General features: G+C 44.7%; 2 protein-coding genes. Both read left to right on the forward strand.

Translation table 11 applies throughout. The features are described from left to right. Window positions 1–131, forward strand: a 131-nt coding sequence (locus R7190_RS28465) for a DUF2804 domain-containing protein (RefSeq protein ID WP_318138007.1), incomplete at its 5' end; no start/stop codon positions are given. Window positions 132–139: 8 nt separating this feature from the next. Beyond that, on the forward strand, window positions 140–631 hold a 492-nt coding region (locus R7190_RS28470), incomplete at its 3' end, for a sterol desaturase family protein (RefSeq protein ID WP_318138006.1).

Raw genomic sequence — 631 nt, forward strand, 5'->3', positions numbered from 1 at the left:
TCTGGTTTTTGAAAAGTAACTTTCGTCAATATATCGGCCACTTTTCAGGGTTTGTTGTGGATGGCAATGGCAGTAAGCACGAACTAGACGGTGTTGTGGGTTTAACGGAAGATCACTACGCAAAATGGTAGATAAGACAATGGATTGGTCACAAATCATGGAACGACCGGAGCTCTTGCTTATGGCTTTGGCTCCTATCTTTTTTCTCTGCATCGCCGCGGAATACGGTTTGGGACAGCGTCGAGGTAAACTGCCTGACAGCGCACAATATTATTTGCCGGAAGTGGCGTGTAACTTTGTGTTGGCAGGATTACATCAAGCTGCTGATATTTTAACGGGGTTGCTGATTGCGCATTTCTACTTGTGGATATTTGATTGGCGATTATTTGATATCGAAATGAGTGTATCGGCCTTCTTGCTTCTTATGTTGCTGCAAGACTTTTTCTATTACTGGTTCCACCGTGCTAGCCATCGTATTCGTTGGATGTGGGCGGCACATGTGGTGCATCACAGTTCAGAAAGAATGAATTTTAGTACGGCGTTTCGCCAAAGCTTGATGTACCCATTGGCGGGGATGTGGCTGTTCTGGCTACCTTTGGTCATTATTGGTTTTGACACTAAATGGGTAGTA

The organism is Vibrio sp. 1078-1, assembly GCF_033340475.1.